The sequence below is a fragment of the Nonomuraea sp. NBC_00507 genome (genome assembly GCF_036013525.1).
Taxonomy (GTDB): Bacteria; Actinomycetota; Actinomycetes; order Streptosporangiales; family Streptosporangiaceae; genus Nonomuraea.
Genome location: NZ_CP107853.1, coordinates 1,699,409 through 1,717,183, shown reverse-complemented (window position 1 = coordinate 1,717,183; position 17,775 = coordinate 1,699,409). Strand labels below are relative to the sequence as shown.

The window sequence follows — 17,775 nt, the reverse complement described above, 5'->3', positions numbered from 1 at the left end:
TTTTGTTTGCGGTAGAGTACCGCCCCACGCTGTTGCCGCAGGTCAGGTGGCCCTACGAGGGCCACGCCGGCGAAGGACTTCCGTTTCGCCAGGGCGTCGTGGGTAGGGCAGGGAATCACGGCGGCCTAGGATCTGTTGACGCCGGTGCAACAGCAGACGAGGAAGGCGTGGAGCGTTGAGCGACGTTCGTAACGTGATCATCATTGGATCCGGCCCAGCTGGCTACACCGCGGCCGTCTACTCCGCGCGCGCCGAGCTCAAGCCGCTGATCTTCGAGGGCTCCGTCACCGCGGGCGGCGCGCTCATGAACACCACCGACGTGGAGAACTTTCCTGGGTTCCCCGACGGCATCATGGGCCCCGACCTGATGGACAACCTGCGTAAGCAGGCTGAGCGGTTCGGCGCCGAGCTGGTCGCCGACGACGTCGTCGAAGTGGACCTGGAGGCCAACCCCAAGGTCGTCAAGACCCACACTGACACCTACTACGCCAAGTCCGTCATCCTGGCCATGGGCTCCGGTTATCGCGAGCTGGGCCTGACGAACGAGAAGCGCCTGTCCGGTCATGGTGTGTCCTGGTGTGCCACCTGTGACGGCTTCTTCTTCCGTAACAAGGACATCGTGGTCGTCGGTGGTGGCGACACGGCGATGGAGGAGGCCACGTTCCTGACCCGGTTCGGGCGCATGGTGACCGTGGTGCACCGCCGCGACACCCTGCGGGCCAGCAAGATCATGCAGGACCGGGCGCTCGCGAACGAGAAGATCCGCTTCATCTGGGACTCCGAGGTCGTCGACGTGCTCGGTGACACCAAGGTCGAGGCGGTGAAGCTGCGCAACGTCAAGAACGGCGAGGAGTGCGAGCTCGCCACCGACGCGCTGTTCCTCGCCATCGGCCACGACCCGCGCACCGACCTCGTCAAGGGCCAGATCGACCTCGACGAAGACGGCTACATCAAGGTGGCCTCCCCGACCACCGCGACCAACATCCCCGGCGTCTTCGCCGCGGGTGACGTCGTCGACCACACCTACCGCCAGGCCATCACCGCGGCCGGCACCGGCTGTGCGGCCTCGCTCGACTCCGAGCGCTGGCTAGCCGACAACGAGAAGTAAGGAGCGCACCGTGAAGGCTGTCACCGACGCCACTTTCGAAGCAGAGGTCCTCAAGAGCGACAAGCCTGTGCTGGTCGACTTCTGGGCCGAGTGGTGTGGCCCGTGCCGTCAGGTCGCGCCCATCTTGCAGGAGATCGCCAACGAGCACGGCGACAAGCTGGAGATCGTCAAGCTCAACATCGACGAGAACCCTGAGGTTCCGCGCCAATACGGCGTGCTCCAGATTCCCACGCTGAACGTCTACAAGGGTGGGGAGGTCGTGAAGCAGATCATCGGCGCCAAGCCGAAGGCCATGCTGCTTCGCGAGCTCGACGGCATCATCTAGTGCGCCCGTTACGGCGCGCTTCGCCAGGCAGAGCCCCCCGCGGTGGTATTCGCGGGGGGCTCTCGCGTACGGCTCGGGCACGGCCGGGGCGGCGACGTACGGGCTGAACGGGGGCGTACGGGGCTGAACGGCAGCGTGTGGGGCTGAGCGGCGCTCAGACGGGGCGCAGCGCGCGTTCCGGGCTCATGGAGCCCAGGAGCCGCTCCAGAGCCACCTCGACGTCCTCACGCCACGAGACAGCGGTCTTGAGCTCCAGGCGGAGCCTTGGGAATCGCAAATGCGGACGAACCGTCTTAAACCCCACAGAAAGCAAGTAATCCGCAGGAACTACACAACTAGGCTCTTCCCACTTGAGGTCCCCGAAAGCTTCTATGGCTTTGACCCCGCGCCGCGTCAGGTCTTTGGCCACACCCTGGATCAGCATCCGCCCGAGCCCGCCGCCCGAGAACTCGGGAATGATGTGAGCCGTCATCAGCAACACGGCGTCGGCGCTGACCGGCGAGGTGGGAAAGGCCACCGAACGCGGGCTGTAGAGCGGCGGGCTGTACAGCACGAACCCCGCGGGCACGCCGTCGACATAGGCGATTTTCCCGCAGCTCCCCCACTCCAGCAGCGTGGCGGAGATCCAGGCTTCCTTCTCCAGCCCTGGGTCGCCCGAGTCCACCGCGCGGTCCCCGCTGACGGGATCGAGCTCCCAGAACACGCACCGTCGGCAGCGCCGCGGCAAATCTTCAAGATTGTCCAGGGTTATGTTGACCAGTCGGCGCGACAACTACCGCCCCTATCGTTGACCCGGAAAAGCGCGCGAAAACCGCGTCCACACCTGGCATCGTAGCCGAGTGAAGATGCCACCAGCGGACACCACGACGGTTGAGCCCGGTCACGTGCGACATGTCCGTCTGGCGTAATCTGGTATTTCCGCCCCGTATGACACCTAGGAGGTGGGCCGTGACAGAAGAGCTGGATCACGGTCAGACACCCGCGACCCAAGGGTCGCGCATCGACGCCTACGTCGATCGGTACGCCGCGCGAGCTACCGGGATGGTCGCCTCCGAGATCCGAGCTCTTTTCGCCGTCGCGTCGAGGCCCGAGGTGGTCTCGCTCGCGGGCGGCATGCCGTACGTCACGGCCCTCCCCCTCGACATGGTCGGTGAGCTGGTCTCCGACCTCGTGACCAGGCATGGCCCGGTCGCGCTGCAATATGGCTCCGGCCAGGGCGACCCGCACCTGCGCGAGCAGATCTGCGAGGTCATGCGGCTGGAGGGGATTCAGGCCGGGGCGAACGACGTGGTCGTCACCGTGGGGTCGCAGCAAGCGCTTGATCTGATGACCCGCATCTTCATCGACCCGGGCGACGTGGTGCTCGCTGAGGGCCCGTCGTACGTCGGAGCGTTGGGCACATTCGCCGCCTACCAGGCCAAAGTGGTCCACGTTGCCATGGACGATCAGGGCATCGTGCCCGAATCGCTGGCCCAGACGATCTACGCGCTGGAGACCGCGGGCGCGCCCATCAAGTTCCTCTACACGATCCCGACCTTCCAGAACCCCGCCGGCGTCACGCTCAACCTCGCCCGCCGGCAGCAGGTGCTCGACATCTGCCAGCGGGCCGGGGTGCTGATCATCGAGGACAATCCGTACGGGCTGCTCGGCTTCGACGGAGAGCCCATGCGCGCCCTTCGGGCCGACAATCCCGACGGCGTGGTCTATTTGGGGTCGTTCTCCAAGACGCTCGCCCCCGGCTTCCGGGTCGGCTGGGCACTGGCCCCGCACGCCATTCGCGACAAGCTCGTGCTCGCCATGGAGTCGGCCGTGCTGTCGCACTCCTCCTTCACGCAGCTGGCCGTGGGTCAATACCTGGCCACGCAGCCATGGCGGGAGCAGATCAAGTCGTTCAAGGAGCTCTACCGCGAGCGCCGTGATGCACTTGTGGACGCCCTCGACGCCTTGATGCCACCCGAGGTCACCTGGACCCGCCCCGCCGGCGGCTTCTTCGTCTGGGCCACCCTGCCGGAAGGGCTCGACTCGAAGGCCATCCTGCCGCGGGCCGTGGCCGAGCGCGTGGCGTTCGTTCCCGGGACCGGGTTCTTCTCGGACGGCAGCGGGGCGCGGCACATGCGCCTGTCCTACTGCTTCCCCGAGCCGGACCGCATCCGGGAAGGGGTGCGGCGGCTCGCCGGGGTGATCGAGCAGGAGATGCAACTGCGGGACACGTTCGGGACCGGCTCGGTGCGCGAACACCCCGGCGTGGACACTCCCGGCCCGGACCTGGCCTAGTAACCGCCCACTCGCCGGCACAGTGCCGCTGGACCGTGATGACAGCGGATTGGGCTGAGACGACGCCTCCCCGGTGTCGGCGAGTCGCGGGCGAGCTCGGTCACTCAGCCCACTTGGTCTCGCCTCGCATCCCGGGCGAAGCCGTTTCGGTCGAGACGGCTTCGCCCGGGCCGTATAGCCCGAGGACGCATGGGCCGCGCGTCGCGGTGACGCTCATCCCAACACCAGTCCTCATTCCGGCACCGGCCCGCTCGTCACCAACCCTCTTCTGCCGCTGCAGCAGCGCATCCGGCCCCCCGTGGGGGACAAGTTCATGCATGCCGCAATGAGGCCTGCCCAATCACACGCACGGCGCCGAGCGGAGGCAACCGCCCCCTCTCGGCGCGGTCGCCTTACTCATCGCCCGGCATCAACTGCCAGATAGGACGGATAAGAAGGGACCGACGAGAACGGCGACTACGTGAGTTCCTTGTGCACGGAAATCCCACGAGCATGGGCAGACTCGCGGGGAGAAGCACCTCACGTACACCATTCGCCCCCGACGCCGGTACGGTTGGACAGCGTTCGATCAGCAGAGGAGATGTGATGAGCGATCTGGGCCACGTGCTCGTGCTGGCCGGAGGCCTCTCCTATGAGCGGGAGGTGTCTCTGCGCTCGGGTCGCCGAGTCAGTGAGGTGCTGCGCGCGGCAGGCATCGACGTGGAGACCCGGGACACCGACGCATCCCTCGTGCCATCGATCCTCGCCGACCCTCCGGACGCGGTGTTCGTGACCCTGCACGGGGGCGCGGGCGAGGACGGCGCGATCCGTTCCGTCCTGGAGCTCCTCAATGTGCCGTACGTCGGCGCCGATCCGGACGCCTGCCGAGTGGCCTTCGACAAGCCCACCGCCAAAGCCGTCGTCCGCTCCGTCGGCCTTCGCACGCCGGAGTCCGTCACCCTCCCCAAGGAGACGTTCCACGACCTGGGTGCCACGGTGGTGTTGGGCCGCATCGTCGAGCGACTCGGTCTGCCCTTGTTCGTCAAGCCGGCCCGGGGCGGCTCGGCACTGGGCGCGTCGATCGTCCGCACAGCAGAAGAGCTCCCCGCCGCCATGGTCGGCTGTTTCGCCTACGGCGACACTGCTCTGATCGAGCGTTACGTGGAAGGCGTGGAAGTGGCGGTCTCGGTGGTGGACCTCGGCAACGGCCCCGTGGCGCTGCCGGCCGTGGAGATCGTCCCGGACGAGGGGGTGTACGACTACGCGGCCCGCTACACGGCTGGGCACACCGAGTTCTTCGCCCCGGCCCGGCTCCCTGCCCCGGCGGCTGCGGCGTGCGCGGAAACCGCCGTCACCGCCCACACCGCTCTGGGCCTACGTGACATCTCCCGCACGGACCTGATCGTCGACGCCGCGGGTGTTCCCCATTTCCTCGAGGTCAACGTGGCTCCCGGAATGACGGAGACCTCACTCCTGCCGATGTCCGCTGAGGCCGCCGGCCAGGATCTGGGGGATCTGTGCCGCACCCTCCTCCAGAACGCCGCCGCCCGCTCCCGTACCTGACATCACCCAGCACACCACGCGCAGTCACAGAAGCTGCTCAGCCACTCCTCCCTTCCTGGCCGAGACACCGAGACCGTGAGCCTGCGGATCGCCGGCCAGCGAGCCACCAGGCAAGCCACGGGTCGTAGCCTTACGATGTGCTGATCGATTCGACGTACCCAAAGAGTTTCGCCAGCGACAACCACGCAGGCGTGCACCCCGACATCCTCGAAGCCATGGCTGCGGCGAACCACGGCGACGCGCCCGCCTATGGAGGCGACCAATGGACCTCGGATTTCGAGGAAAGGATCAAAGAGTCGTTCGGCCCAGGCGCGAAAGGCTTTGCGGTTCTCAACGGAGCAGGCGCCAACATGGTCGGGTTGGCGCTCATGCTCGGCCGCTACGACGCGATCATCTGTCCCGACAGCGCCCACATCGCCACCCATGAAGCCGGGGCGGCAGAGCGCCTGCTCGGCGTGAAGCTGATGACGGTCCCCACCGAACACGGCAAGCTTCAACCCGCCGACATCAAATCCCGGCTGTCCGGGATCGGCAACCCCCACGAATCGCAGCCAGCGGTGGTCTCCATCTCTCAAGCCACAGAGCTCGGCACGTGCTACTCCCCCGAAGAGATCGCCGACCTCGCCGAGGCCACGCACGCGGTAGGCCTACGGCTTCATGTGGACGGCGCCAGGCTCGCCAATGCCGCGGCCTACTTCGGCTGCGACTTGAAGACCATCACGACAGACGCCGGAGTGGATGTGTTCAGCTTCGGCGGCACCAAGAACGGCGCCCTCGCCGCGGAGGCCGTCGTGGTCCTCGATCCATCACTGGCCGACGCCGTCCCCTTCCTGCGACGGCAATCGCTTCAGCTGGCCTCGAAGATGCGCTTCATCTCAGCACAACTCTCCGCCCTCCTGACGGACGACCTGTGGCGCCGGAACGCCGCACACGCCAATCAGATGGCCATGCGTTTGGCTGACGGCATCGCGGACATCCCCGGCGTGTCCCTGGCTCAGCCGGTCCAGTCCAATGCCGTCTTCGCCACCCTCCCACCCGCCATCACAGCGACTCTCCGCCGCCGCTACCTCTTCCATCCTTGGGACGAGGCGACGGGAGTCGTCCGCTGGATGACCGCCTTCGACACGGCGCCTGAACACGTAGACGACTTCCTCGACGACATCCGCAAGGCCGCCGCCTCTCTGTAGACCGCACGTTTCCTCGGACCTCCGTTTCACGTGAAACACGTCGTACTCCCACGGCGGTCTCCCTAACCCCCATCGCACCCACGCCGCACTCCCCCTGCCCTTCCCAGGCTCCCCGCCGACCGCTCCTCTGTTTCACGTGAAACAGCGAGCACCCGAAGATGGCGACGTCCCGGCCGCACGCCGCGAGCACACGGCACGCCCAAGTACCCGCTCAAGCGCGGGCCGCCGGCACGCCGCACCCGCGGCGCAGGGTCAGGACGGTCGGGGGTGGGGTGGGCACTGACGCGGCTCCGAATCAGGCACGGGCATGGGTGGCGCAGGCATGGCGCGGGCGCAGGCACGCGCCGCTGCGGCGGCATCGCGCGGCACAAGCGGGACATTGACATCGCACCGCCCAAACGCATGCCCTGGCAGAGGCGCAGGCGGCGGCGCACGCTTGAGCGCACGGCGGAACGCGCGGACGCGCGCGTGCGGCCCGGGGCCAGACGCGGGGAGGCGGACGCGCGGCGGGTGGCGTGGGCACGGGGGCGCACGGCATGGCCGTGGGCATGGGCGCGCGACGCCTGGCGTGGGCGGCGGCGCACGCATGGCCCGGGGCCAGAGGCAGGCGAGGCGGGCGTATGGCACGGGCGCGTGGCGCTTGGCGCAGACGGCGGCGCAGACTTGATCGCACGGCGGAACGCGCAGGCGCGCGCGTATGGGCGCGTGGCACGTCGCGCTTGGCGCAGGCGGCGCAGGGGTTGAGCGCGCGCTTATGGGCGCGGGGCAAGACGCGAGCGAGGGCAGATGCCGACGCGCGGCGCATGCCTCGTGACGTGGGCGCGTGGCACGGGCGCGTGGCGCGTGCACGGGCGCGTGGCGCGTGCACGGGCGCGTGGCGCGTGCACGGGCGCGTGGCGCGGGCGCAGACTTGATCGCGCGGCTGAACGCGCAGGCCGGAGCGTATGGGCGCGGGGCAAGACGCATGCGAGGGTGGACGCTGACGCGCGGCGCATGCCTCGTGCCTCGTGGCGCGGGAGCCTGGAGCGTGGCGCGGGCGCAGACTTGATCGCGCGGTGGAGCGCGCGGGCGGGAGCGTATGGGCGCGGGGCAGGACGCGAGCGAGGGCGCACGCCGACGCGTGGAGCGGCGCCGCATGCGGCGCGTAGCGTATGAAGCGTGGAGCATGGCGCATGATGCATGGCGCAGGCTTGACCGCGCGGTGGAACGCGCGGGCGCACGCCGGCGCGCGGCGCATGCCTCGTGCCTCGTGGCGCGGGAGCCTGGAGCGTGGCGCGGGCGCAGACTTGATCGCGCGGTGGAGCGCGCGGGCGGAGCGTATGGGCGCGAGTCAAGACGCGAGCGAGGGCGGACGTCGGCGCGTGGCGAATGGCGGGCGCGCACCGCGTGGCGAATGGCGCGGCGCGGACTGCCCAGCACTTGGCTAGTGGCCAAAGGCGCTGGCGCGCAGCGCGTGAAGCGGGGAGAGGCGCAGAGTAGAGGCGTGGATACAGTCGTTGATCGCAGCCTGCTCGCACCCCGGCGCGTTTCACGTGAAACATCGACCCAGCCGAGTAGCCGCCAAGCGAGCGGGCCGGAGCGTCGACTGAAACGGAGTATGTCCGCCTGCCCGGCGAGTAACTCCACCGAGCCGGTTCCAACAGAGGTCGGCCGACTTCGCGTTGGGGTGGGCGCAGCGCGGGCAAGGAGCCTGGTTGTTTCACGTGAAACCGTGAGACAAAGTCGGCGCTCCCCCTAACCCATAGGGCGCTAGCCCTCCCGCATAGCGCGGACCGCCTCTGGCGCCATGGTGCCGATGATGCGCTCCAGGTCATCGATCGTCGCGAACTCCACGACGATCCGGCCCTTCCGGCGTCCCAAGTCGACCTTGACCTTGGTCTCGAAGTGATCCGAGAGGCGGTCGGCCAGATGGGTCAGGCCGGGCGCCGTGGGTTTGGCCGACTGCCGCTCGCGAGGCGCCTTCTGGGCAGCCTTGGCGCTACCCATGGAGACGATCTCCTCCACGGCCCGCACCGAAAGCAGCTCCGCCACGATTCGCTTGGCCAACTGAATCTGCTCCTCGGCCGAGTCGAGGCCAAGGAGGGCCCGGGCGTGGCCGGCGCTGATGATGCCGGCGGCCACCGTGCGCTGCACTTCAGGCGGCAGGTTCAGCAGGCGCAAGGTGTTGGTGATGTGAGAGCGCGAGCGCCCTACCCTCTGCGCCAACTGCTCGTGCGTCGCCTGAAAGTCGTCGAGCAGTTGCTGGTACGCGGCCGCCTCTTCGAGCGCGTTCAGCTGCTCGCGCTGAAGGTTCTCGATAAGAGCGTCCCGCAGGAGATCAGTGTCCTGTGTGTTGCGGACAATGGCCGGAATCGGGTCCAGACCGGCCTGCTGGCACGCACGCCAGCGCCGCTCCCCCATGATCAGCTCATACTGACCACCGCCAACCGACCGGACCACGATCGGCTGTAGCAGACCGACTTCGCGGATGGAGGCGGCCAGTTCCTCGAGTCGCTCCTCGTCGAAGATCTCACGTGGCTGGCGAGGGTTGGGAACGATCGCCTTGAGGGCGACCTCCTTGAAGTACGCTCCGGCAATCGGCTTGGGGCCGGTCTCGGCCGGCGATCCGTTGCCCGACGCCGGCGCCGACCCCGTGCTGTCAACGATAGGTCCGGTCGGGATGAGCGCCCCGAGTCCCTTGCCCAATCCCCGCCGCTGCTGACTCACTGCGTCTCCTCACCACCCGGCCGATTCCGGTCACTCCAGGAGAGGTTACCGGTGCGCGCCCGACGGAGCGCCCCCTCGCCACACTCCGTCCTATTGGATTTGCACCGACACGGTCACATACCTGCCCAACGAGTGACTGTCCCCCAGAGCCCACCGCCACCCTTGGCCCGCGCGGGGAGCCGGAGTTGAGGCACGCGCAGTCCGACGCTGGCGAGGCGCACCGGGCTTTGCGCCCGCACCGACAACGGTCCCGCACGCAGTGCTCGCAGACGCGGTTCGGCGGAGAAGACGCCGCTCCCCGATCAAAGCGCAACCGAAGGGACCCGGGGCCGGACCATACGGCCCGCGCCGCCGAAGGACATCGGGATGAGAGGAAACGATCCTGAGGTGATCGTCAGGCTACGGTGGCGCGGTGCGCGATCTCCCGGGCGGCGTCCATGTACGCCATCGCGCCACTCGACCCCGGATCGTACGTCATGACCGACTGCCCATAGCTGGGTGCCTCCGACAGGCGGACGCTCCGTGGGATGACCGCGTTGAGCACCGTGTCACCGAAGTGGGCCCGCACTTCGTCCGCCACCTGCGACGCCAGTCGGGTACGCCCGTCGTACATCGTCAGGACAATGGTCGACAACCGAAGTGTCGGGTTCAGGTGAGCCTTGATGAGATCCACGTTCCTGAGGAGCTGACCGAGGCCCTCCAGCGCGTAGTACTCGCACTGGATAGGGATCATGACCTCGTCCGCGGCCACCAGCGCGTTGACCGTCAGCAGGCCGAGCGATGGCGGGCAGTCAATGACGATGTAGTCCAGGTCGATCGCGTCGTAGGCCCCCAGCGCCCGGCGGAGGCGGGCCTCACGCGCGACCAGGGACACCAGCTCGATCTCGGCTCCCGCCAGGTCAATGGTGGCCGGAGCGCAGTAGAGGTTCGGCATGTCGGGGACCTGCTTGACGATGTCCGCCATGGGCAGGTCGTCGACCAGAACCTGGTAGACGTCCGGCACGTCACCCCGATGCTCGGTGGCCAGTGCCGTGGAGGCGTTGCCCTGCGGGTCCAGGTCCACCACGAGGACCCGCTGGCCGTGCATGGACAGGGCGGCGGCGATGTTCACCGACGTCGTGGTCTTGCCTACGCCACCCTTCTGGTTGGCGACCGCGATCACGCGGCACTTGTGAGGGCGCGGCCAGGTGCCGTCGCCATCGCCTGGGGTCTCGCCTGCCTGGGCAGCGGCCATCGGGGTTGCAGATGTTTCACGTGAAACCACTGAGCTGAGCGCCTCTCGTACCAACGGCGAATCACCGGGGTTCAGGGGGGTCTGGGTCACGATCGCCATCCTTTCAACCAGTGGTATGCCGGTGCCGGGAATTTGCTGTCGCGACACGCCCATTTCGGGCCAGCCAACCCCGGTTGCACTCTCCGAAGAACGGTTGCCCGGCCATCCAAGACCGCATGACGCGACTGGCACAACCGTCACCTCCTTCGTCGCCGCCTTGCTTGCTCCGGCGGGCGACCCGCTACCACCCGAACCAATGTTGCAGGCGGCTCGACCTTACCGCGCCCGACGGTCACAAGCTCAGCCGTTCGGGCCCCGCTGGCCCGCAATTGCTCCTCCGCCTCGGCCAGCTCACCGGCGGCCCGCTCCCCCTTCATAGCGATCAGCTCGCCGCCCTCGCAGAGCAGCGGCATCGCCCACTTCAGGAGCCGGTCGAGCGGCGCCACGGCACGTGCGCTCGCGACGTCGAACACGCGCTTGCCCGCCAGCTCCTCCGCCCGCCCCCGCACCACCTCGACGTTGCCGAGCTTCAGGGCATCGACGCATTCCTCCAGGAACACGGTACGGCGTAGCAGCGGCTCCAGCAGCGTGACCGTGATATCCGGCCGGACGATCGCCAGGACGAGCCCGGGCAACCCTGCGCCCGACCCGATGTCCACCAGGCGCACATCCGGCCGAACGACCTCGGCGACCACCGCGCAGTTGAGCAGGTGGCGATCCCAGATCCGCGGCACCTCCCGCGGGCCCAGCAACCCGCGGACCACGCCAGGACCCGCCAGCAGCTCGGCGAACGCGTTCGCGCGATCCCAAGCCTCCCCGGCGAAGACGTCCCGCGCTATGTCCGGCGGCGCCGGAAGCTCATCGCTCACTGGTTGATGGCCCTTTCTTGGTGCTAGGTCGTAGCCGGGAGTGAACGCACTGACGAGGAGGGGCGAGGATAGGTCGGAAGCTGAAGCCAGGGGCATGCCCCAAGGTTCGAAGTCGGTCCCTACCCAAGGCTAGAGGGGCGATCACAAAGGAAGACTAGCGGGCTGGCCCAAAGGTGACCCTCAAGCACACCGCCACCGCGTCGAGCCCTCGGAATTCCCGGCAGTGTTTATATAGGCATATAGGCGCAAATACCGGCTGATATCAGCCGTTCGCACCACGTACAAGGATAAAAGGAAAACGGCCGCCCACCGCGCACGAAGGCGGGGCAGACGGCCGCATCGGATGACACTCAGGCAGGCAGGACCACCACGTACCGGTGGGGCTCCTCACCCTCGGACTCGCTGCGGAGCCCGGCGTCCGCGACCGCGTCGTGGACGATCTTGCGCTCGAAGGGCGTCATCGGCTGCAACGCCTTCGGCTCGCCACTCTCCCTGACCTGCCCGGCGACCTCGGTGCCGAGCTTGGTGAGCTCCGCACGCCGCCGCTCGCGATAGCCGGCGACGTCGAGCATCAACCGTGAGCGCTCCCCCGTCTGCCGGTGCACGGCCAGGCGGGTCAGCTCCTGCAGAGCCTCCAGGACCTCCCCCCCGGGTCCCACCAGCTCCGAGCTCTTGAGCCCGACCACGGAGACCAGGGCGCGGTCGCCCTCGACGTCCATGTCAATGTCGCCGTCGATGTCGGCGATGTCGAGAAGCCCCTCGACGTAGTCGGCAGCGATCTCGCCCTCTTGCTCGAGTGCGGCAAGATCAGGAGCCTTCTTCTCCTCGGCCTCGGTCATGGCCGGCCTCTCCTTCGTGTTCAAGACTTCTTGCTGCCGGTGCGCTTGCTGCGGGGCTGGCGGCTCGGCTGCTGCCTGATGATCTTAGGCTCCGGCGGGGGCGGAGGCGCCTGCTCTTCCGGCGGCGGGGTCTTGCGGAGCTTGGCGATCAGCCCCTGCTTCGGCGGGGCGGGGATCACGTTGCCCTTGGCGTCGAACTCGGGCATCGGGTGCCGACTGTAGAACCAGTGCTGCTGGCCAAGCGTCCAGACGTTGGTGGTGACCCAGTACATGATCAGACCGAGCGGGAAGTTCAGGCTGAAGAAGGCGAACAGCGGAGAGATGTACATCAGGATCTTCTGCTGCTGCGCCATGGGGTTGTCCGGCATCTGCGCCATGGAGCGGGTAACGCTCTGCCGGACGGTGAGGAACGTCGTCAGCGAGCTGATCGCGACGAAGATCCCCAGGACAACCTTGGTCTGGACGACGCCCGCTTCGAAGCCCGCGATGTCGGCCGAGGACATGAAGAAGTTGGCCGGCAACGGCGCGCCGAAGATGTGCGCCGACCGTGCGCTGTCCACCAGTTCCTGGCTCATGCCGTACACCGGGCGGCCGTTGGCCATCGCCTGCAGCACGGTGAACATGGAGATGAAGATGGGGAACTGCGCGACGATGGGCAGGCAGCCGCCGAGCGGGTTGGCCCCGGCGCCCTGGTAGAGCGCCATGACCTCTTGGTTCATGCGCTGCTTGTCGTTCTTGTAGCGCTTGCGGATCTCCTGCACCTTGGGGGCGAGTTCCTGCATCTTCCGCGACGAGCGCATCTGCTTCAGGAAGAGCGGGAAGATCAGGACCCGCATGAACACGGTCAGCGTGATGATCGTCAACGACCAGGTCAGCCCGCTGTCCGGGTTGAGGACCGTGCTGTAACCAGTATGGATCCAGATGATGACTTGGGCTACGGCTTCATACAGCCAGCTCAGCCAGGACAGCTCCACCGAGCTATCTCCCTTGCGTTTCGTGAGACCGGACCGGGCGTGGGGGCACCGGGTCAATACCTCCGGGATGGAATGGGTGGCACCGCCCGATGCGCCGGACAGTCAGCCAAATGCCGCGCACCGCTCCGTGCACGGCAATCGCCTCGAGTCCGTATGCACTGCATGACGGGTAGAACCGGCAGCGCGGACCGAGCATCGGGCTGATGAACGCCCGATAGAACCGGATCGGGATGATCAGCACCCGTGCGGCGAGGCTCGGCGCCTCGCTCGGCGCCTCTTGCGCCTGCTCCGTCATCTCTGTCCACCCGTCGAGGACTCGCGCCGCCTGAGCAAACGATCCAGCGCGGAATCGAGCTCGGCGGCCAGTTGCTCGAATCGCGCGGACGCGGCCGGTGGATTGGCGCGTACCACAAGCAGGCTACCTCGCGGCAGCCGGTGCAGACGGTCCCGCATCAGGTGTCGGAGCCGTCGCTTGACCTTGTTTCGGGTAACGGCGCCGCCGACGGCCTTGCTCACCACGAAACCCACCAGAGGTGACTCTTCCCCGGACGTGCCGAGATGCACCACCAGAGTCGGGCGACCCGCGCGCTTGCCGCGCCGGACCGCCGCCTCGAAATCCTCCCCGCGCCGCATGCGGGATTGCCGGGACAGCACCGTATACGCCTATCGCCCGCCGGCGAGATTCACCGGCGGGCCAGCTGGTCGGACGAGAAACCTGCTCGTGGGACTGCCCCCCTACTGTCGTGCCCGATCAAGGCCCGGGCGGCAGTCGATGTGACGGATCTCTCGTCAGGCGGACGCGGAACGGTCAGGCCGACAGCTTCTCGCGGCCCTTGCGGCGGCGAGCGGCGAGGATGGCGCGACCGGCCCGGGTGCGCATCCGCAGCCGGAAGCCGTGGGTCTTCGCGCGGCGACGGTTGTTCGGCTGGAAAGTACGCTTGCTCACGGGTGGGCTCCAGGCTTGATGGTGCGCCCCAGGGACGCTTAACACACATGGATGGCCTGTCAGGAATGCGAGGGCACGCGAAATAGCCGTCGCGTGACAAGCCGACCGTCGTACGTTACGGGCGAAGGCCGCCCCAGGTCAAACCGGAACGGTTATCCACGGATCCACAGCCCCGTTTTCCACCGCCCGGCGGCGTCCACAGTATGTGCACCTGGGTGCCACTACGCTGTGGACAACGTCTTGAACACAGCTGTGCACAGGGCTACTGTCGGCCCTTCCGGACCCGCAGAAACCCTGTGCACAGCTGTGGAGATCCTGTGGAGATCCTGTGGAGGGGCTGGGTACGAAGCCCGGCCGCCACGCTGTGGACGAAGGGCCGCTCAGTGACCGGGCGGCCCGCGCCATGTGGATAAACGATCGCGGGGGGCCGCGAGAGGAAGGAGGGGAATCACACTGTGAACGGTGTCGACCTCGGCACGGTATGGGCGAGGGCCCTGGGCAACTTCCTCAACGAAAACGTGCCGATCCAGCAGCGTACCTGGCTGTCCATGGTCCGGCCGATCGCTCTGGCCAACGACACGATCGTGCTCGGCGTCCCCAACGACTTCCTCAAGGACCTCATCGAGGGCAAGCTGCGCCCGCTCGTGGCGCACGCGCTGTCCCAAGAGCTGGGCCGGACCATGCGGCTGGCCGTGATGATCGACACGACCGCGCCGGAGCAGCCTTCGGGCGACCCCCATCAACAGCCTGTGACTCACAGTTATCCCCAAGGTGTGGAGAGTCAGCTGCGTTATTCACAGGCCGCGCAACCCCAGCACAACCCGGCTTCTGAGCCCCCGCAGTTCTATTCTCCACAGCCGGAGCCGACGCAGATATCCACCGACTATCCACAGCCTGGGTTCGCTTTTGAACAGGCACAACCGCCTGTGGAGAAAGCCCCGGAACCGGCGCCGAACCGGTGGGAGGCCAAGAGCAATAAGCCCAGCGAACCCGCCCGGCTCAACCAAAAGTACACATTCGAGACATTCGTCATCGGAGCCAGCAATAGGTTCGCCCACGCGGCGGCGGTGGCCGTCGCCGAATCGCCGGCGAAGGCGTACAACCCGCTCTTCATTTATGGCGACTCGGGCCTGGGGAAGACGCACCTGCTCCACGCGATCGGGCATTACGCCCAAAGCCTGTACGACGGCGCACGGGTCAGATACGTGAGCTCCGAGGAGTTCACCAACGACTTCATCAACAGCATCCGCGACCACAAGGCCGACGGGTTCCGCGGCCGCTACCGGGCGATCGACATCCTGCTCGTGGACGACATCCAGTTCCTGGAGGGCAAGGAGCAGACGCAGGAGGAGTTCTTCCACACCTTCAACACGCTGCACAACGCCAACAAGCAGATCGTCATCTCCAGCGACCGCGCCCCCAAGCAGCTGATCACGCTGGAGGACCGGCTGCGTAACCGGTTCGAGTGGGGCCTGATCACCGACGTCCAGCCGCCCGAGCTGGAGACCCGGATCGCCATCCTCAGGAAGAAGGCGATCCAGGAGGGCCTGGCCGCGCCGCCCGAGGTGCTGGAGTACATCGCCAGCCGGATCTCCACCAACATCCGCGAGCTCGAGGGCGCGCTGATCAGGGTGACCGCGTTCGCCAGCCTCAACAGGCAGGGCGTAGACCTGCAGCTCGCCGAGGTGGTGCTGAAGGATCTGATCACCTCGGAGTCCGACACCGAGATCACCATCGCGGCGATCATGGCCGAGACCGCCGACTACTTCGGCATCAGCATCGACGACCTGTGCGGCACCTCGCGCAGCCGCGCGCTCGTGACCGCCCGGCAGATCGCGATGTACCTGGCGCGCGAGCTGACCGAGTTGTCGCTGCCGAAGATCGGTCAGCAGTTCGGCGGCCGCGACCACACCACTGTGATGCACGCGGAACGCAAGATCCGGTCGCTCATCGCCGAGCGCCGGTCGATGTACAACCAGGTCAACGAGCTGACAATGCGGATCAAGCAGACACAGCGTGGATCTTGATAGTCATGCACAGCCTGTGGAAAACACTGTGGAGCAGCGAAAACGCCGAAAGGACGCGGCCGTACGCCCGGCGATGGCGTGAAAAATCCGCCCACAGGGGCTGGGGACAATGGTGGGGACATCTCCCCCAGATCTGGGGACGACTCGTGGATAACTTGTGGACGGCCTGTGAACAGCCGATCTGGGACTCCAGAAGGCCCCCGATTACCCCGTGGATAAGCTGTGGAAACCTCGTGGATAACCCCGCTTCCCCCGTGGATGAACGGACCATGATCTGGGGAAGAGCTGTGGGCAAAATTTCGCCGTCCCCAGGCGCCGAAGTTTCCCCCAGGCTCCACCCACAACCGCAGTGGATGAATAAAGTGCCGCTGACCAGCCACAACGCTGGTTGTCCACAGTTCCCACAGCCCCTAGTGTGATGACCTCTTCTATCTCTAACTAAGAACTCAAAGACCCATAGTTGGGCTTCTCCCGGAGCGCGAGCGCGGGAGGGTGGATCCTTGAGATCCTTGAATCAACGACGAACCAGGAGGCTGATCACCGTGATGTTCCGAATCGAGCGAGACGTCCTCGCTGAGGCGGTGGCATGGACGGCACGCAGCCTCCCGGCGCGCCCGTCGGTGCCCGTTCTCGCCGGCATGCGCCTGGAGGTCACCGACGAGCAGCAATTGAAGCTGTCCGGATTCGACTACGAGGTCTCCGCTGAGGTGACGCTCGAACTCCACACCGGGGAACCTGGAGTCGTGCTGGTCTCGGGCAAGCTGCTCGCCGAGATCACCCGCGCCCTTCCCGCACAGCCTGTGGACTTCGTGGTGGACGGCGCCAAGGCGGTCGTCACCTGCGGCAGCGCTCGATTCACTTTGCTGACCATGCCGGTGGAGGACTACCCGTCGCTCCCGGCCATGCCGCCGGCCGCGGGCCGGGTCGGCAGTGACGTGTTCGCCTCCGCCGTCGGCCAGGTCGCCGTCGCCGCCGGCCGGGACGACACGCTGCCGATGCTCACAGGCGTGCGCATGGAGATCGAGGGCGACACCGTGACCCTCGCCGCGACCGACCGCTACCGCCTGGCCGTACGCGAGCTGAAGTGGCAGCCGGGCCAGCCCGACTTCGCGGCCATCGCGATGATCCCCGGCAAGACGCTCGCCGACACGGCCAAGGCCCTCGGCAGCACCGGCGCGGAGGTCGAGATCGCGCTCAGCTCCGCGGGCGGCACCGGCGAAGGCATGATCGGTTTCTCCAGCGCGGGCCGGCGGACCACCACGCGGCTGCTCGACCCTGAGTTCCCCAAATACCGGTCGCTGCTGCCCACCGAGTTCTCCGCGCGCGCCGACTTGTCCACAGGCCCGTTCGTGGAGGCGGTCAAGCGTGTGGCCCTGGTCGCCGAGCGCAACACGCCGGTGCGGCTGGCGTTCAAGAGCGGGGAGGTCGTGCTCGAGGCGGGCAGCGGCGACGAGGCGCAGGCCGTCGAGGCCCTGCCTGTGGATTACGAGGGCGAGGAGATGAACATCGCCTTCAACCACCAGTTTCTGCTGGAAGGCCTGGGCGCCATCGACTCGGACGTGGCCAGGCTCCAGATGACCACATCGACGAAGCCCGCTATCCTCACCGGTGGCAAGCCTGTGGAGGACGGCGCCGCCACCGACTACCGTTATCTGATCATGCCCATCCGCCTGTCAGGCTGAACCTGTCATCGGGGATGATGGAA

General features: G+C 67.2%; 16 protein-coding genes. 7 read left to right on the top strand and 9 right to left on the bottom strand.

Annotated elements, in window-relative coordinates; genetic code table 11:
- Positions 1–175 precede the first annotated feature (175 nt).
- Positions 176–1,108, top strand: a complete 933-nt coding sequence (gene trxB / locus OHA25_RS08855) for a thioredoxin-disulfide reductase (protein ID WP_305917571.1) — start codon at positions 176–178, stop codon at positions 1,106–1,108.
- A 10-nt stretch (positions 1,109–1,118) separates the two neighbouring features.
- Positions 1,119–1,433 (top strand): thioredoxin, encoded by a 315-nt coding sequence (trxA, locus tag OHA25_RS08850; protein ID WP_138671814.1) that lies wholly within the window; start codon positions 1,119–1,121, stop codon positions 1,431–1,433.
- A gap of 154 nt (positions 1,434–1,587) precedes the next feature.
- Here the strand turns inward: trxA and OHA25_RS08845 are convergent, their stop codons facing one another.
- Positions 1,588–2,205, bottom strand: coding sequence for a GNAT family N-acetyltransferase (locus OHA25_RS08845; RefSeq protein ID WP_305917572.1), 618 nt, complete (start codon positions 2,203–2,205; stop codon positions 1,588–1,590).
- A 176-nt stretch (positions 2,206–2,381) separates the two neighbouring features.
- Here OHA25_RS08845 and OHA25_RS08840 point away from each other — a divergent pair, with 176 nt between their 5' ends.
- The 3 genes from OHA25_RS08840 to OHA25_RS08830 all read left to right on the top strand — a co-directional run bounded on the left by OHA25_RS08840 (position 2,382) and on the right by OHA25_RS08830 (position 6,436).
- Positions 2,382–3,707 carry an aminotransferase-like domain-containing protein gene (locus OHA25_RS08840; protein WP_442942084.1) on the top strand — a complete coding sequence of 442 codons (1,326 nt, stop codon included), beginning with the start codon at positions 2,382–2,384 and terminating at the stop codon, positions 3,705–3,707.
- A gap of 585 nt (positions 3,708–4,292) precedes the next feature.
- Positions 4,293–5,249, top strand: a complete 957-nt coding sequence (locus OHA25_RS08835) for a D-alanine--D-alanine ligase family protein (RefSeq protein WP_327587098.1) — start codon at positions 4,293–4,295, stop codon at positions 5,247–5,249.
- A 137-nt stretch (positions 5,250–5,386) separates the two neighbouring features.
- Positions 5,387–6,436 carry a threonine aldolase family protein gene (locus OHA25_RS08830; RefSeq protein WP_327587097.1) on the top strand — a complete coding sequence of 350 codons (1,050 nt, stop codon included), beginning with the start codon at positions 5,387–5,389 and terminating at the stop codon, positions 6,434–6,436.
- A gap of 1,749 nt (positions 6,437–8,185) precedes the next feature.
- Here OHA25_RS08830 and OHA25_RS08825 read toward each other — a convergent pair.
- From OHA25_RS08825 to rpmH, 8 genes are all read right to left on the bottom strand, one after another.
- Complete coding sequence (locus tag OHA25_RS08825; protein WP_327587096.1) at positions 8,186–9,142, bottom strand: ParB/RepB/Spo0J family partition protein; 957 nt, start codon at positions 9,140–9,142, stop codon at positions 8,186–8,188.
- A gap of 394 nt (positions 9,143–9,536) precedes the next feature.
- Positions 9,537–10,376 carry a ParA family protein gene (locus OHA25_RS08820; RefSeq protein WP_327587095.1) on the bottom strand — a complete coding sequence of 280 codons (840 nt, stop codon included), beginning with the start codon at positions 10,374–10,376 and terminating at the stop codon, positions 9,537–9,539.
- Positions 10,377–10,612: 236 nt separating this feature from the next.
- A complete protein-coding gene (gene rsmG, locus OHA25_RS08815; protein ID WP_327587094.1) occupies positions 10,613–11,284 on the bottom strand; it encodes a 16S rRNA (guanine(527)-N(7))-methyltransferase RsmG in 672 nt (223 codons plus the stop codon).
- 350 nt (positions 11,285–11,634) lie between these two features.
- Positions 11,635–12,123, bottom strand: a complete 489-nt coding sequence (locus OHA25_RS08810; RefSeq protein WP_305917578.1) for a Jag family protein — start codon at positions 12,121–12,123, stop codon at positions 11,635–11,637.
- Between the two features lie 20 nt (positions 12,124–12,143).
- Positions 12,144–13,097 (bottom strand): membrane protein insertase YidC, encoded by a 954-nt coding sequence (gene yidC / locus OHA25_RS08805; RefSeq protein WP_327587093.1) that lies wholly within the window; start codon positions 13,095–13,097, stop codon positions 12,144–12,146.
- A gap of 4 nt (positions 13,098–13,101) precedes the next feature.
- Entirely contained in the window at positions 13,102–13,392 is a 291-nt protein-coding gene (gene yidD / locus OHA25_RS08800; protein WP_327587092.1) for a membrane protein insertion efficiency factor YidD, read from the bottom strand.
- Positions 13,389–13,730, bottom strand: a complete 342-nt coding sequence (gene rnpA, locus OHA25_RS08795) for a ribonuclease P protein component (protein WP_442942082.1) — start codon at positions 13,728–13,730, stop codon at positions 13,389–13,391. Before rnpA ends, yidD begins: the two co-directional genes overlap by 4 nt.
- 175 nt (positions 13,731–13,905) lie before the next feature.
- Positions 13,906–14,043: a 50S ribosomal protein L34 gene (gene rpmH / locus OHA25_RS08790; RefSeq protein ID WP_043614899.1), complete on the bottom strand. Its 138-nt coding sequence runs from the start codon at positions 14,041–14,043 to the stop codon at positions 13,906–13,908.
- A 494-nt stretch (positions 14,044–14,537) separates the two neighbouring features.
- Between rpmH and dnaA the strand changes: the two genes are divergently transcribed.
- Together dnaA and dnaN are read left to right on the top strand one after the other, a co-directional pair.
- A complete protein-coding gene (gene dnaA, locus OHA25_RS08785; protein WP_442942178.1) occupies positions 14,538–16,070 on the top strand; it encodes a chromosomal replication initiator protein DnaA in 1,533 nt (510 codons plus the stop codon).
- Positions 16,071–16,612: 542 nt separating this feature from the next.
- On the top strand, positions 16,613–17,752 hold the full coding sequence (gene dnaN / locus OHA25_RS08780) for a DNA polymerase III subunit beta (RefSeq protein WP_327587090.1): 1,140 nt from the start codon (positions 16,613–16,615) through the stop codon (positions 17,750–17,752).
- Positions 17,753–17,775 lie beyond the last annotated feature (23 nt).

Coding starts and splice junctions, on each gene's coding strand:
- OHA25_RS08835 (WP_327587098.1), top strand. CDS start 4,293: ATGAGCGATCTGGGCCACGTGCTCGTGCTGGCCGGAGGCCTCTCCTAT.
- OHA25_RS08820 (WP_327587095.1), bottom strand. CDS start 10,376: ATGGCCGCTGCCCAGGCAGGCGAGACCCCAGGCGATGGCGACGGCACC.
- OHA25_RS08810 (WP_305917578.1), bottom strand. CDS start 12,123: ATGACCGAGGCCGAGGAGAAGAAGGCTCCTGATCTTGCCGCACTCGAG.
- yidD (WP_327587092.1), bottom strand. CDS start 13,392: ATGACGGAGCAGGCGCAAGAGGCGCCGAGCGAGGCGCCGAGCCTCGCC.
- rnpA (WP_442942082.1), bottom strand. CDS start 13,730: ATGCGGCGCGGGGAGGATTTCGAGGCGGCGGTCCGGCGCGGCAAGCGC.